At 45.3% G+C, this 14,136-nt stretch carries 14 protein-coding genes and 1 other annotated feature; of the genes, 11 read left to right on the forward strand and 3 right to left on the reverse strand.

Annotated features, from left to right (window positions below; translation table 11 throughout):
- Window positions 1-6: 6 nt before the first annotated feature.
- Window positions 7-222: a hypothetical protein gene (locus tag QYB97_RS17195; RefSeq protein WP_301167255.1), complete on the reverse strand. Its 216-nt coding sequence runs from the start codon at window positions 220-222 to the stop codon at window positions 7-9.
- A gap of 185 nt (window positions 223-407) precedes the next feature.
- Window positions 408-651 (forward strand) — a binding site (T-box leader).
- Window positions 652-696: 45 nt separating this feature from the next.
- Between QYB97_RS17195 and QYB97_RS17200 the strand changes: the two genes are divergently transcribed.
- Window positions 697-3,345, forward strand: a complete 2,649-nt coding sequence (locus QYB97_RS17200; RefSeq protein ID WP_301167256.1) for a valine--tRNA ligase — start codon at window positions 697-699, stop codon at window positions 3,343-3,345.
- A gap of 19 nt (window positions 3,346-3,364) precedes the next feature.
- Here QYB97_RS17200 and QYB97_RS17205 read toward each other — a convergent pair whose 3' ends face one another.
- A complete protein-coding gene (locus QYB97_RS17205; protein WP_301167257.1) occupies window positions 3,365-4,237 on the reverse strand; it encodes an ATP-grasp domain-containing protein in 873 nt (290 codons plus the stop codon).
- Window positions 4,234-5,127, reverse strand: coding sequence for an ATP-grasp domain-containing protein (locus tag QYB97_RS17210; protein WP_301167258.1), 894 nt, complete (start codon window positions 5,125-5,127; stop codon window positions 4,234-4,236). Before QYB97_RS17210 ends, QYB97_RS17205 begins: the two co-directional genes overlap by 4 nt.
- 91 nt (window positions 5,128-5,218) lie before the next feature.
- Between QYB97_RS17210 and QYB97_RS17215 the strand changes: the two genes are divergently transcribed.
- From QYB97_RS17215 to minD, 10 genes are all read left to right on the forward strand, one after another.
- Window positions 5,219-6,514, forward strand: a complete 1,296-nt coding sequence (locus QYB97_RS17215) for a bifunctional folylpolyglutamate synthase/dihydrofolate synthase (protein WP_301167259.1) — start codon at window positions 5,219-5,221, stop codon at window positions 6,512-6,514.
- An 83-nt stretch (window positions 6,515-6,597) separates the two neighbouring features.
- Window positions 6,598-7,344: a prepilin peptidase gene (locus QYB97_RS17220; RefSeq protein ID WP_301167260.1), complete on the forward strand. Its 747-nt coding sequence runs from the start codon at window positions 6,598-6,600 to the stop codon at window positions 7,342-7,344.
- A gap of 94 nt (window positions 7,345-7,438) precedes the next feature.
- A complete protein-coding gene (locus tag QYB97_RS17225; RefSeq protein WP_301167261.1) occupies window positions 7,439-8,458 on the forward strand; it encodes an SPOR domain-containing protein in 1,020 nt (339 codons plus the stop codon).
- Window positions 8,459-8,686: 228 nt separating this feature from the next.
- Entirely contained in the window at window positions 8,687-9,274 is a 588-nt protein-coding gene (locus QYB97_RS17230; RefSeq protein WP_301167262.1) for a Maf family protein, read from the forward strand.
- A 32-nt stretch (window positions 9,275-9,306) separates the two neighbouring features.
- Window positions 9,307-9,978 (forward strand): RadC family protein, encoded by a 672-nt coding sequence (gene radC / locus QYB97_RS17235; protein WP_301167397.1) that lies wholly within the window; start codon window positions 9,307-9,309, stop codon window positions 9,976-9,978.
- A gap of 71 nt (window positions 9,979-10,049) precedes the next feature.
- On the forward strand, window positions 10,050-11,090 hold the full coding sequence (locus QYB97_RS17240; protein ID WP_301167263.1) for a rod shape-determining protein: 1,041 nt from the start codon (window positions 10,050-10,052) through the stop codon (window positions 11,088-11,090).
- Window positions 11,091-11,105: 15 nt separating this feature from the next.
- Window positions 11,106-11,981, forward strand: coding sequence for a rod shape-determining protein MreC (gene mreC / locus QYB97_RS17245; protein ID WP_301167264.1), 876 nt, complete (start codon window positions 11,106-11,108; stop codon window positions 11,979-11,981).
- Window positions 11,981-12,484, forward strand: a complete 504-nt coding sequence (mreD, locus tag QYB97_RS17250; RefSeq protein WP_301167265.1) for a rod shape-determining protein MreD — start codon at window positions 11,981-11,983, stop codon at window positions 12,482-12,484. Before mreC ends, mreD begins: the two co-directional genes overlap by 1 nt.
- A gap of 85 nt (window positions 12,485-12,569) precedes the next feature.
- Window positions 12,570-13,244, forward strand: a complete 675-nt coding sequence (gene minC, locus QYB97_RS17255) for a septum site-determining protein MinC (protein ID WP_301167266.1) — start codon at window positions 12,570-12,572, stop codon at window positions 13,242-13,244.
- 19 nt (window positions 13,245-13,263) lie between these two features.
- Entirely contained in the window at window positions 13,264-14,058 is a 795-nt protein-coding gene (minD, locus tag QYB97_RS17260) for a septum site-determining protein MinD (RefSeq protein ID WP_301167267.1), read from the forward strand.
- Window positions 14,059-14,136: the final 78 nt, after the last annotated feature.

Here is a 14,136-nt window from a genome sequence, read left to right on the forward strand (position 1 = left end):
TTTCATTTATAAAACTTCATAGGAAAAACAAAAATGCAGAATGACCAGGATGAGAATAATCATAAAGTCAATGCCGGAGGGGAAAAGGATGGTGCGGATGATTTGAAACACAATAAGAGGTATGGTGAATTGGCTGACCACGTCCCGTGCCGTCCGCAGCCATTCAGGTACCTGGAATTTAAACGGCGGCCTTCGGTTTCTTTTAAAATAGCGTCTGGGCATCATAATCCTTCCTTCGTTCATCTGGGTTAATAACCAGGGTATTCATGGGAGAGCTCCAGTGTGAATAAAACCGCGCATGCACCATTTTGTTTTCCCAGAATAGAATAATTGCTGCAACAAAAGGGAAAGCTATTGACGTTTTCACGATTCACTAGGTAAAATAGGATATGATCAATAAAATGATATGAATTGCGTTGAAAGGGAAGAGTACACCGACTGTCCTTAAAGAGAGGAAAATCAAAGCTGAGAGATTTTCTAAGGAAACAGCGCTGGAAGGTCGCCCCGGAGCAGCTTCTTTGAAAAAAGGATGTTCTCTTTTTAGAAGAAGACGGCAAAAACCGTTATCCGTTAATGAGTGTGCAAAAAAGCCATGCTTTTGCTTTTTGCAAACAAAGGTGGTACCGCGAACAAGCTTCTTTCGTCCTTTGAGACGGAGGGGCTTTTTTTATTGGAAAGATGAAGGAGGAGACATTCATGTCGACTGAAAAACAAGAACTTTCAATGCCGACGAAATATGATCCGAGGGCAACCGAGGAAACCTGGTACAAGTACTGGGTGGACGGTAAATTTTTTGAAGCAACAGGCGATGAGTCCAAGACACCATATTCCATTGTGATTCCGCCGCCAAACGTGACCGGGAAACTTCACCTTGGGCATGCGTGGGACACCACCCTGCAGGATATTCTGAGCCGTGCTAAGCGAATGCAGGGCTATGATGTATTATGGCTGCCGGGAATGGACCATGCGGGAATCGCCACGCAGGCAAAAGTTGAGGCAAAACTCCGCGAACAGGGTACTTCACGTTATGATTTGGGACGTGAAAAATTTCTTGAAAAAGCCTGGGAGTGGAAGGGCGAGTACGCAGACTTTATCCGGCAGCAATGGTCGAAGCTGGGTCTTGGCCTCGATTACTCCCGCGAGCGCTTCACTCTGGACGAGGGGCTGTCCAATGCTGTCCGTGAAGTTTTCGTCACCCTTTACAATAAGGGATTAATCTATCGCGGAGAATATATCATTAACTGGGATCCCCAGACAAAAACGGCATTGTCAGACATCGAGGTCATCCACAAGGACGTTCAAGGTGCGTTCTATCATATGAAATATCCTTTGGCAGATGGTTCCGGCCATATTGAAGTGGCAACCACACGCCCAGAGACCATGCTTGGGGATACTGCGATCGCTGTTCATCCGGATGATGACCGTTATCAGCATCTGATTGGCAAAAAAGCGGTTTTGCCGATCATTGGCCGCGAGATCGAAATTGTCGGTGACGATTATGTAGATATGGACTTTGGATCAGGTGCGGTGAAAATAACACCTGCCCATGACCCGAATGATTTTGAGATCGGAAACCGCCATAACCTTGAACGTGTCCTCGTTATGGATGAATCAGGAAAAATGAATGATAACGCAGGCGCATATCAAGGCATGGACCGTTTTGAATGCCGAAAACAAATCGTGAAGGATCTTCAAGATGCGGGCGTATTGTTCAAGATTGAAGAGCATATGCATTCTGTTGGTCACTCCGAGCGAAGCGGAGCTGTTGTCGAGCCTTATCTTTCCACCCAATGGTTTGTGAAAATGAAGCCATTGGCGGAAAAAGCGATCGAGCTTCAAAAAACAGAAGATAAAGTTAACTTTGTACCGGAGCGTTTTGAAAAAACATATCTGCACTGGATTGAAAATATCCGTGACTGGTGTATTTCAAGACAGCTGTGGTGGGGCCACAGGATCCCTGCCTGGTACCATAAGGAAACAGGCGAAGTATACGTTGGCCATGAGGAACCGAAAGATGCGGAAAACTGGGAACAGGATACCGATGTTCTCGATACCTGGTTTTCTTCAGCGCTTTGGCCGTTTTCCACAATGGGCTGGCCGGATGAGGATTCCATTGATTTCAAGCGTTTCTATCCGACCAATGCGCTTGTAACAGGCTATGACATTATCTATTTCTGGGTTGCCCGCATGATTTTCCAGGGGATGGAGTTTACCGGAAAACGTCCATTTAACGATGTTCTCATCCACGGCCTGATTCGTGACTCAGAAGGACGCAAAATGAGTAAGTCACTCGGAAACGGTGTCGATCCGATGGATGTCATTGAAAAGTATGGTGCCGATGCGCTCCGCTTCTTCCTATCCACCGGAAGCTCACCGGGTAACGACCTTCGTTTCTATTGGGAAAAGGTAGAATCCACTTGGAACTTTGCCAATAAAATCTGGAACGCCTCCCGTTTTGCCCTCATGAATATGAATGGCTTAAAAGAGGAAGAAATTGATTTGACCGGTGACCTGAATCTGGCTGACAAATGGATTTTAACGCGTTTCAATGAAACGGCGGAAAATGTGACAAGACTGATTGACACATATGAGTTTGGTGAAGTGGGACGTCTTCTGTACAACTTTATCTGGGATGACTTATGTGACTGGTACATCGAAATGGCGAAATTGCCGCTGTACGGCGAGGACGAGGCAGCCAAGCAGACGACCCGTTCTGTGCTGGCGTATGTTCTGGACCGCACGCTGCGTCTCCTTCATCCGATCATGCCATTTATTACCGAGGAAATTTGGCAGCACCTTCCGCAAAAAGGGGAGTCCATTACCGTTGCTGAGTGGCCGCAGAAGCGTGAAGATCTGCACTTCCCTGAAGCTGCACAGGACATGAACCTGGTGACCGAGATGATCCGGACTGTCCGCAACATTCGCTCTGAAATGAATGTCGCACCAAGCAAGCCGATTGAGCTCCAGATCAATGCGAAGAGTGAAGAGGTGCTGCAAGCCCTCGAAGTCAACCGCGCCTATCTTGAAAAGTTCTGTAACCCAAGTTCTTTGAAGCTGGGAACCGGACTTTCAGCACCGGAGAAGTCCATGAGTGCTGTTCTTAGCGGAGTAGAAATGTATCTCCCGCTTGAAGGGCTGATTAATCTTGAAGAAGAGATTCAGCGTCTTGAAAAAGAAGTTGAAAAATACAACAAAGAAGTCGAGCGTGTTCAGAAGAAATTGGGCAATGAAGGCTTTATGAAAAAAGCGCCTGAGAAAGTAATTGAAGAAGAACGCGCGAAAGAAAAAGACTATAATGAGAAACGCCAGAAAGTACTTCAGCGTATCCAGGAATTAAAAGCATAAAAATAGAGCCTGAAAGTGATTATTCACTTTCAGGCTTTTTTAATTTCGCGGCAATATGCTCCATATAAAGTCTGGCGATATTAATATCAGATGTGGCGCTGAGTGTCCGGCTTCCCACCACATCTTCCACCTCATTAAAGATAAAAGCTTCTTTTTCATCCAAAAGAAAATCGATGCCGGCCATTCCAATATCAAAATATGAAATAACCTGTTCAACCAGGGCGGTCTGTGCCGGATTCAAATGATAAAATTGTGCCATGCCGCCGAGCGAGTAATTAGCTCTGAAATCATTGGCTGAACTCCTGAGAACCGCACCTGCAATTTTATTGCCGACGACAAATACCCTGATATCCTTCCCGGCATCTGGTGCAAGCTTTTGGAGAATCCATTCCTGTTCGGGATGTGTGGACAAGGCATCCGCAAGTTCTCTTTCCGTTTTTACAAGATGAACTTGTTCGCCTCCTCTTCCTGAAGCAAGCTTAGCCACCAGTGGAAACGTAAAAGGCATGGACTGGATTTGAAAAATAGAAGGATGTATAAACAGTGTGTCCATCATAGGGATGCCGGCTCCGGCAAGGAACTGGTGTGTTCTTGCTTTATCATTGGCGACAGAAGAAACCGCCGATGGATTGAAGAGTTTAAGCCCCATAGCTTCCAGCTGCCGGGAGAGGAGGGGCTGAATGGTGCGCACAATTGCAAACGACGGCAATTCGGTTTCAGTTAAGTCATAGTACAAAGAGAGTCTGTTTTCGGTGATGCCAAAAGCAAATCTTTCAGCATACATTAATTCAAGTGAAAGACCGCCCAGGGATGCTTCTTCTTTGAGCCAGTCAATGAAAGAAGTGTTCTTTACAGCATCGGGTTCACTATAGATCAGCCAGCCTGTTTTCATGATGGAATCGTCCTTAAAATGTAATCCATCATATGGTCGGCAACGTCAATCCCTGTACACTCATAAATACTTCGGATGTGAGCGTTGGAATTGATTTCACAGACAAGAGGGGTTCCATCTTCACCAAAAAGCAGATCCACTCCCGCAAATGCGGTGCCGGCCGCCACTGCACAGGCCGCCGCCAGATCTTCCTGCTCTTTGGTCGGTGTATAAGGCTCTGTTTTCCCGCCGAAACTGACATTGGCGCGAAAATCTGTTTCCGATTTTCTGAGCATGGAGGCTACAGCTTTCCCTCCGACAATATTGATCCGGACATCACGGCCGTAGCTGGAAGCAACCATCTCCTGAAAAACATATTCTGTGTTTTTTAATGTCTTCATCAAAGCGAGGAGTTCAGCTTCATTTTGTACAAGATGAACCTGCATGCCAAATGATCCATAAGCTTCCTTAACCACCATAGGAAACCTGATCTCCCTGATTACAGTTTCATAATGGCTTTCATCTTGAAGTTCACCGAATACTTTAGGTGCTATAATGGTTTTGGGAAACAGGATGCCATTGGTGGCGAGTGTTTGGTACATATGTGATTTGTTGTCGCAGATTTCAATCGAGTCTGCAGAGTTGAATACCGGGATTCCCAGGGTCTCGAGCTGTCTTGCAAGAAAGATATCTTTATCGCCAAAAAGAACAAAGTCCGGCATTTCATCCTTTAAATGCCCGGCAAGAAAAGATTGTCCGTTCCTAAACATAACGAGCAAATCGTTGTTCTTAATGATATGAGGCCGGATTCCTTTCTTTTGGGCAGCGGCTGCCGTCCATTGGGCAAAATCCATAAACTTCTTTTGCGGCAGGTTGCCGTTGTAAATAATCCAGCAGGAAATTTGTGACATGGTATTCCTCCGTGTATACATTTAGCTGCGTAAAGTCTATCTTATTTTATCCTTCCCATAGAGATATCACAATAAAAAGGAGGAAGCAGCTGTGTTTGCATCATATCAGGATATTAATGAATACCTCAGGCTGAAGAATGCCGGGGAAATGAAGATGGGTCTTGAACGGATGATGGCCGTATTGAAAAAATCGGGTCATCCTGAGAGAGAGCTTACCTGCATTCATGTCGCAGGTACGAACGGTAAGGGATCAACCATCCAGATGATCGCTTCCATCCTCAAAGAGCAGGGATACAAGGTCGGTACGTTTACTTCGCCATTCCTGGTTAATGTCAGGGAACATATGCAAATCAATGGAACTATGATTTCAGACAGGGAAATGGAAGAGATCCTTGCCCGGATGAAACCTTTAATCTCTGAACTTGAAGAGGAGGGTCTTGGCAGCTTGTCCGAATTCGAAGCAGTTACGGCCGCCGCATTTTTGTATTTTCACCAATCCTCAACTGATCTTTGTTTAATAGAGACGGGTCTGGGGGGAACAACCGACGCAACCAATGTCATTATGCCGATTCTTTCGGTTATTACCAGTATTGGCTATGATCATATGAGCCTGCTTGGTTCAACACTGTCAGAGATTGCTTCACACAAGGCGGGAATCATTAAATCCCGCGTTCCGGTGATTACTGCCGTTGAACAAGCAGAGGCATTGGCTGTCATTGAACAGCGTGCCATGGATTGTTCCTCTCCCTGCTTCCGGCTTAGTCATGAGTTCAATGTCCAACCAGAAGGATGCGGGGAAGGAAAAGAAACTTTTTTATTCACCTCTTTTTATTCTCAGAGAAAACAGCTTGAAATAAGGATGGCCGGTGAGCATCAAGTGAGAAATGCCAGTCTTGCATTAATGGCGGTTGATCTTTTAAGACATGAAATGAACTGGGTCATAGATGAATCTTCTGTCAGGTCGGGAATGAAAAAAGCTCGTTGGCCGGGCAGGTTTGAAGTGCTCGGCGGTGTTCCGTCCATTATTCTGGACGGTGCCCATAACCCTGAAGGCATACGGGCGTTAGGCGATACGCTGGAACGGCATTTTGCTGGCAGAGATATTCATGTCCTTTTTGCTGCATTGAGAGATAAAGATACGAAAGAGATGCTGAAGCCGTTGGAGAAAATCAGTTCTTCCATTACATTTACAGGCTTTGATCACCCGCGTGCGGATTGTGGAAAAGCACTGTTTGAGAAGAGTACCATGGATGAAAAATTTTGTAATGAGAATTGGCAGGAGGCATTGAATCACCTGCTTCAATCAATAAAGCAGGACGAAGTGCTTTTAATTACCGGTTCATTGTACTTTATTGGAAAAGTGAAGGCTTTTTTAAATACTCCTTAAAGCTGGATATAAACACTCCCGAAAATCGTCCGATAGTAAGGTAAACATGGGTTGTAAATGATGATTGGATATGGAGTGATCAATTGGCAAACAGCTTTCTTTTCCTTATTGGAATGGTTATCGGGTCTTTTTGTAATGTGGCGGGAATCCGCATCCCGCAAAAGAAATCCATCGTATATCCTGGTTCAAGCTGTTCCTCCTGCGGCCGGAAGCTGGGCTGGTATGAATTGGTTCCGGTTGTATCCTGGCTGATGCAATTGGGGAGGTGCAGGGGCTGCAGAGGGAAGGTCTCCATCCTTTACCCTGTAATGGAACTTCTTACCGGTATGCTTTTTATGGTTTCACCACTTTTATTGGGCTGGTCTTTGGAACTGCTTCTGTCATGGTCACTCATTGCCATGCTGGCCATCATCACGGTTTCAGATCTGTTATATATGGTCATCCCCGACCGTATCCTGTTGTTTTTTGGCGCACTCTTTATCCTTCAGCGTTCTTTGGTGCAGAACGAATCGGCATGGGAACTCCTTTTCGGCTTTCTCCTTGGATTTGGTCTTCTTTATGCCATTGCAGCCGCTTCAGGAGGAGGCATGGGGGGAGGAGACGTTAAGCTGATGGGCGTTGCCGGGATTGTTCTTGGGTGGAAGGCTGTACTTCTTGCTTTTATGCTGGCTCTCTTTTTGGGTGCGGTCTTTGGATCCGCCGGTTTAGCCTTGAAATACCTGAACAGGAAACAGCGTATTCCGTTTGGCCCTTTTTTGGCAGCTGGAATTCTTCTTTCCTACTTCTTTTATAACGAGATTGCAGGTTTTTATTTCAGTAAGATGCTTTAAAGAAGATTATTCTATTAATCCTTCTTTTTGTTCTATGAAATAGGCACGGGGCATATCCTGTTTACTAGATGATAGAACAAAGGAGCGGATAGACATGAAGGAGCAAAAGCCGGTTACAGTACTGATCAACGGCAAAGTCACTTCCTGCAAAGAAGGGAAGAGTGAACAGCAAGCCACTACAAAGGAAATTGCAGCTGCTGTTTATACAGAGGAACGTTCTGCCTGGGAGATCATTGACGGTGAAGAGTCTGGAAAAGTACTGGATTTTAAAAAGGTCATAAGCCCTGTGCCCCGCCCTTCTGCCTTAAAGAAGCTGGGAAACAAACGCCGGATGTTTCTGATCAGAAGAAACAGAAGCACAAATCCGTTTTCCAAGCCATGGATGACGGCCGCTATCGCAGCCATTGTAACCGGATGCACGTTCGGAGCAATCATCCTTATGCTTTTTACGGGTGAATCGGCTTCCACCGAGGCTCAAATCTTATCCGCCCGCCAGGCCAAACTCAGTTCCACTGCGAGTGCACCGGCGACCATCGGCAGTGTTCCTTTAAACTTTCATGCGGTGCAAAACGGACTTTTTTCCACTGAAAAAAAGGCAGAGGAGGTTAGTTCAAAGCTTAAAGAAAAGGGGTATGCTGCCGCGGTTTATAAGCAGGGAACAAATTTCTCGGTTCTGATCGGAATGGGAAATAAGAAGGAACAGGTCAAGTCACTTGCAGATGCGTATCAATTGCAGGGTGTTGAAGTATGGCAGAAACAACTGGATGCCTCATATTCCAACTTGAAAATCGCTCAAAAAATGGATGAACCGTTTATCGTTAACGGCAAGATCCTGCTGCAAAATGTGATTACTCTCTCCCAGGTGCCTGAACTTAGTAAAAAGGCAAAAGCGTCCATCAAGCAGGATTACGAAGGATGGAAGGAATATGGGGATAAGCAGGATGAAAAATGGCCGTCGAAGCAGAGGAAAGCGGCAAAGGCTTATGAACTGCAAATTTCCGCAGCCCTGGATAGGCTGTCCGGCACTCGTTCGAAGGAAGTTGACTGGCCGCTGCAGCAGGCAGTGCTGGACAGTTTCATTTCCTATACAAAGCTTTTGGATACCTTAAAATAAGAGCGTCAAAAGCCGGAGATAATTTCTCCGGCTTTTTTGTAAGGATATATCCTGCATTTTTTAAAAATATTGTAAAATCCAGACATAAACAGGCGGGTATTGGCGAAAAACTAAAAGAACAAATATGAAACGGATTGGTTATTGTCTAACTGTGGAGATTTTGATATGCTTAATTCAATCTCCTGTGGACAGACGGTACATTAGCCGTTCATGTAAAAGGGTGATTAAATGAAAAGCCTCATATTAGCCTCTTCTTCACCTCGAAGAAAAGAACTTCTTTCAATGAACCTTCTCTCGTACGAAGTTATTCCAAGTACAATTCAAGAGGTCATGGATCCCTCATTATCACCTGAAGAGCTTGTTTGTTCGCTTGCCAGGCAAAAAGCGGAAGATGTATTCAGGCTGTACCCGGACCATGTCGTGCTCGGCGCAGATACGATTGTCGTGAACAATGGTGCCGTTTTGGGGAAACCAGCGGGAAGAAAAGAAGCCATTGATGTTCTTCGTTCGCTGTCAGGCCGTACACACACTGTTTTTACAGGGGTTTCTATTCTTGCAAAAGAAAAGGAACGGATATTTTTTGTCTCTACCGATGTGACGTTTTGGGAGCTGTCGGAAGCAGAAATTGAAAACTATGTGAACAGCGGGGAACCGTTTGATAAAGCAGGCAGCTATGGGATTCAGGGGCTGGGCGCAAGGCTCGTCCAGTCGATCGCCGGAGATTTTTACAGCGTGGTGGGATTGCCCGTATCCAGAGTGGTAAGAGAGCTTGAAAGCTTTGGGATCAGCGCAGTCAGTCAGGAAGATGAAATATAAGGAGGAATACGTAAGTGGCCGAAACACCGCTTATGATTCGAGATTATCCTGTTGAAGACCGCCCCCGTGAGCGAATGCTTGCGAGCGGGCCGGGCACCCTGGCAAACTATGAGCTTCTGGCGATTTTATTGAGGACCGGATCCAGAAAGGAATCCGCTCTTCAGCTGGCGAACCGCATCATTCAGCATTTTGAAGGATTGCGTTCGCTAAAAGATGCAACGATAAGTGAATTGAAAGAAATTCATGGCATTGGCGACGCGAAAGCAGTCGAGCTTCTCGCAGCTATCGAGCTTGGAAGGCGGATCAGCAGACTGCCGTTTGATGAACGGTTTGCGATCCGGTCACCGGACGATGGCGCACAATATTTGATGGATGAACTCCGCTTTTTGCAGCAGGAGCATTTTGTCTGTCTGTATCTAAATACGAAAAACCAAGTAATTTTCAAAAAAACGATATTTATTGGAAGCTTGAATTCATCGATTGTTCATCCGCGTGAAGTATTTAAAGAAGGATTTAAACGGTCGGCAGCTTCCATTATTTGTTTTCACAATCATCCAAGCGGCGATCCTTCCCCAAGCAGGGAAGACATTGAAGTGACTAAAAGATTAGTAGGATGCGGAAAAATGCTTGGTATAGAGCTTTTGGACCATATTATTATAGGTGACTTAAAATACGTAAGTTTAAAAGAAAAAGGTTATGTTTAACATTGTCATTTGCGCTTTTGTTAGCGTATAATCATATTTATGAGTTTTGCTTGATGAAAGGAGTTACATAAATGTTTGGTGGATTTTCAAGAGATTTAGGGATTGATTTAGGGACTGCAAACACTCTTGTTTACGTGAAGGGTAAGGGTGTTGTTGTGCGTGAACCTTCCGTAGTAGCATTGAGAACAGATACAGGGTCAATTGAAGCAGTAGGTAACGATGCAAAGAACATGATCGGCCGTACTCCGGGCAATATCGTGGCTGTTCGTCCTATGAAAGATGGTGTTATCGCTGATTTTGAAACAACCGCAACCATGATGAAGTACTTTATCCAGCAGGCACAGAAAAACCGTTCTGTTTTTGCGAGAAAACCGAATGTTATGGTTTGTGTTCCTTCTGGGATTACAGCCGTTGAAAAACGTGCAGTAGAAGATGCGACGAAGCAGGCGGGGGCCCGTGAAGCCTATACCATTGAAGAGCCTTTTGCAGCTGCCATCGGTGCGGATCTTCCGGTATGGGAGCCGACAGGAAGCATGGTGGTTGATATTGGCGGCGGTACAACTGAAGTGGCGATCATTTCCCTTGGCGGAATTGTCACAAGCCAATCGATCCGCATTGCCGGTGATGAAATGGATGATGCAATCATTCAGTACATTAAGAAGACCTACAATCTTATGATTGGTGAACGTACATCTGAAACCCTCAAGCTTGAAATCGGTTCTGCAGGCTCAGCTGACGGTATTGAAAACATGGACATCCGCGGCCGCGACCTTTTGACCGGATTGCCTAAAACCGTCACAATTACCGCTGAAGAAGTTTCCAGCGCGCTGAGAGACACGGTCAACAGCATTATGGAGGCGGTTAAAGTAACCCTTGAAAAAACACCTCCTGAACTGGCTGCCGATATCATGGACCGTGGAATCGTACTGACTGGTGGAGGAGCTCTGCTTCGCAACCTGGACAAGGTTATCAGTGAGGAAACGAAGATGCCTGTAATCGTTGCTGAAAACGCTTTGGATTGTGTTGCTGTAGGAACCGGACGTGCACTTGAAAACCTGCACCTTTTCCGTTCAAAAGCAGGAATTACTTCCCGTTCGAAAACAAAGGCTTAAGAAGGTGTTTGGATCGTGCCACAATTTTTCTCGAACAAGCGGCTTATCATTCTTCTTGCGAGTATCATAGTTTTGGTGGCAATGATCGGCTTTTCTATGAAAGATCGCAAGGAATTAAGCTGGCCGGAACAATTTTTAAAAGATACGGTTGGCGTAAGTCAGTCGCTGTTTTATAAACCCGCTAATTCAATAGCGGGTTTCTTTGAGAACTTATCTGAAATGAAACATATGTATGCCGAAAATAAAAAGCTGAAATCAAAGCTTAATGAGTATGCCGAGCTTTCTGTCAGCGTTCAGGATTTAAAACAAAAGAATCAAAGCTTGAAAGGCCAGCTGGAAAAGGAAGCGGATCTTACCGAATACCATGTGAAGGAAGCGACCGTGATTGGGAGATCTCCCGATCGCTGGAACAAGTTTATCTTTGTAAATCAAGGCTATAAAGATGGAGTGAAAACGGATATGGCTGTCGTTTCACCTCAGGGCTTTATTGGAAAAGTGACCCGGGTAGCCGCCTTTCATTCCACTGTTCAGCTGATCAGCGACAATGATCAGAACAACCAGATTTCTGCCATTATAGAAGGGGACAAACGTATTTTTGGCACAATTGAGGGTTATGATTCCAAAAAGCAATCCTTATTGTTCAAAAAGATACCTGTCAACTCGACTATTAAAAAAGGGCAGATGGTTATTTCATCCGGACTGGGCGAAGCTTTTCCGAGAGGCTTGCTGATCGGTACGGTTGCTGAGGTTAAGGCGGATGAAACCGGACAGACGAAAATCGCCTATGTTAAACCTGCTGCCGATTTGTATGATCTCAGCCATGTAACGATTCTGGAACGGACCATGCAGCAATTGGATGAGAACGAATTTAAAGCAAAGGAGGAAGAATAATGAGCAGAATTCTTCTTCCTTTTATCACCTATATTGCTTTTGTACTAGAGAGCACGGTGATGCAGGTACTGGCACCGGAACATTATGGCTGGGATTTTCTAATGGTCCCTCATTTTGCCATGGTGCTGATTATTTTGATGTCCTGCTACCTGAAACCGTCGTATGGTATAGTTTACGGTTTGATTTTCGGACTGCTGTCCGATCTGATTTACACCGACTTGATTGGGGTATACATGTTTTCAACCGCTCTGGTCGCCTATTTCATAGCCGTTCTGTCCCGCTATCTTTTCAGTAACTTTTTTGTTACGATTCTATTGAGCATTTTGGGAGTCGCCGGCCTGGAATTCCTGGTATACGGATTAAACTCCCTGATCGGTATAGCCGATGTGAAAATGGCTGACTTTTTTTACGACCGGCTTCTGCCGACTTTAATTTTAAATGCGGTATTTACAATTATCGTTTATTTTCCCTTTGCTAAGCTTCTCAGAAAGATTGAAGGATAAAAAACGTTTTCGATAATCTGATGGATTGAAAAAAGGATTCCACAAAAAGTTGTCGAATGAAAGTATGTTGAGGTGAACGATGGCAATGGCACAAAAACTCCAACATAATGTAACCATAAAAGGTACAAAAGACGGTCTTGTTCTGCTACTGGACGACTTGTGTTCTTTTGAGCACCTTGTCGAAGAGCTGAATGAAAAATTATCTGACGATCATGGGCAGTTGCTGAATGGACCGCTTATTTCAGTCATTGTCAAAACAGGAAACAGATATCTGACCGATCAGCAATCCGGGCTGATCCGCGAGATTATCGGGCAAAAGAAGAATCTCGAGATCAAGCGGTTTGAAACCAATGTCATTACGGTTGCTGAAGCGGAAGAAATGAAAAAAGAAGCACAGATTATGCGCGTTTCAAAGGTGGTTCGCTCGGGACAGGTCCTTAGTGTGCAGGGGGATCTCCTGCTGATTGGCGATGTAAATCCCGGGGGTACCGTTATGGCAACAGGCAATATTTTTGTACTGGGTTCCCTTAAAGGTATTGCTCACGGCGGTTCCGCGGGAAACAGGAAAGCAGTAATTGCCGCTTCTGTCATGAAGCCCACCCAGCTCCGAATTGCCGAAATGATCAACCGGGCGCCGGACCATTATCCTGAACATGGGAATGAAATGGAGTGCGCCTTTATTTCCGATGAGGAAGATCAGATCCTGATTGACCGGATCAGCATCGTACATAAAATCAGGCCAGAGCTGAATCGTTTATAGTAAGAAAGGGGAATGAATCATGGGAGAGGCAATAGTCATTACTTCTGGGAAAGGGGGAGTCGGGAAAACCACGACTTCTGCAAATATTGGTACATCCCTCGCCCTTTCTGGTAAAAAAGTGTGCCTGGTGGATACAGACATCGGTCTTCGCAATCTTGATGTGCTGATGGGACTTGAGAACCGAATCATTTATGATTTGGTCGACGTTGTGGAAGAACGCTGCAAGCTTCATCAGGCACTCATCAAGGACAAGCGGTTTGAATGCTTATTCCTCCTTCCGGCTGCACAGACCAAAGATAAAAGCTCCGTCCAACCGGAACAAATGAAAAAGATTATCATGGAGCTGAAACAGGATTACGACTATGTCATTATCGACTGTCCCGCAGGCATTGAACAAGGATTTAAAAACGCGGTTGCGGGTGCCGACAAATCGATTGTTGTCACCAATCCTGAAATTTCATCGGTGCGTGATGCCGACCGCATCATCGGTCTTCTGGAGCAAGAGGATGTGGAAGCACCAAAACTTATTGTGAACCGAGTACGGAATCACCTGGCTAAGAGCGGAGATATGCTGGATGTGGATGAGATCGTGTCCATTCTTGCTATCGAGCTGATTGGTGTTGTGGTGGATGATGAGAATGTTATAAAAGCTGCGAATAAGGGTGAGCCTATCGCAATGAGCCCGAACAGCAAAGCTTCCATTGCATACAGGAACATCGCAAGAAGAATTCTTGGGGAATCGGTCCCCCTTTCAACGATTGAAGAGGAAAAAGGTTTCTTTTCAAAAATCAAAACATTGCTTGGTATGAGATAAACGAAAGCCTTCACACGCGTATGAATTGCAAGACGCGGATGAAGGCTTTTCTTTGCATTTGGGTCTCAATTGCATACT

Origin of the sequence: Fictibacillus fluitans, assembly GCF_030418125.1 — a bacterium.
Taxonomy (GTDB): Bacteria; Bacillota; Bacilli; order Bacillales; family Fictibacillaceae; genus Fictibacillus_C; species Fictibacillus_C fluitans.

Bases quoted from the DNA above. Each gene is read 5' to 3' on its own strand.
- minC (WP_301167266.1), top strand. From the start codon at position 12,570: ATGGCACAAAAACTCCAACATAATGTAACCATAAAAGGTACAAAAGAC.
- QYB97_RS17210 (WP_301167258.1), bottom strand. From the start codon at position 5,127: ATGTCACAAATTTCCTGCTGGATTATTTACAACGGCAACCTGCCGCAA.
- QYB97_RS17230 (WP_301167262.1), top strand. From the start codon at position 8,687: ATGAAAAGCCTCATATTAGCCTCTTCTTCACCTCGAAGAAAAGAACTT.
- mreD (WP_301167265.1), top strand. From the start codon at position 11,981: ATGAGCAGAATTCTTCTTCCTTTTATCACCTATATTGCTTTTGTACTA.
- QYB97_RS17205 (WP_301167257.1), bottom strand. From the start codon at position 4,237: ATGAAAACAGGCTGGCTGATCTATAGTGAACCCGATGCTGTAAAGAAC.
- QYB97_RS17195 (WP_301167255.1), bottom strand. From the start codon at position 222: ATGCCCAGACGCTATTTTAAAAGAAACCGAAGGCCGCCGTTTAAATTC.
- QYB97_RS17225 (WP_301167261.1), top strand. From the start codon at position 7,439: ATGAAGGAGCAAAAGCCGGTTACAGTACTGATCAACGGCAAAGTCACT.
- QYB97_RS17240 (WP_301167263.1), top strand. From the start codon at position 10,050: ATGTTTGGTGGATTTTCAAGAGATTTAGGGATTGATTTAGGGACTGCA.
- minD (WP_301167267.1), top strand. From the start codon at position 13,264: ATGGGAGAGGCAATAGTCATTACTTCTGGGAAAGGGGGAGTCGGGAAA.
- radC (WP_301167397.1), top strand. From the start codon at position 9,307: ATGATTCGAGATTATCCTGTTGAAGACCGCCCCCGTGAGCGAATGCTT.
- QYB97_RS17200 (WP_301167256.1), top strand. From the start codon at position 697: ATGTCGACTGAAAAACAAGAACTTTCAATGCCGACGAAATATGATCCG.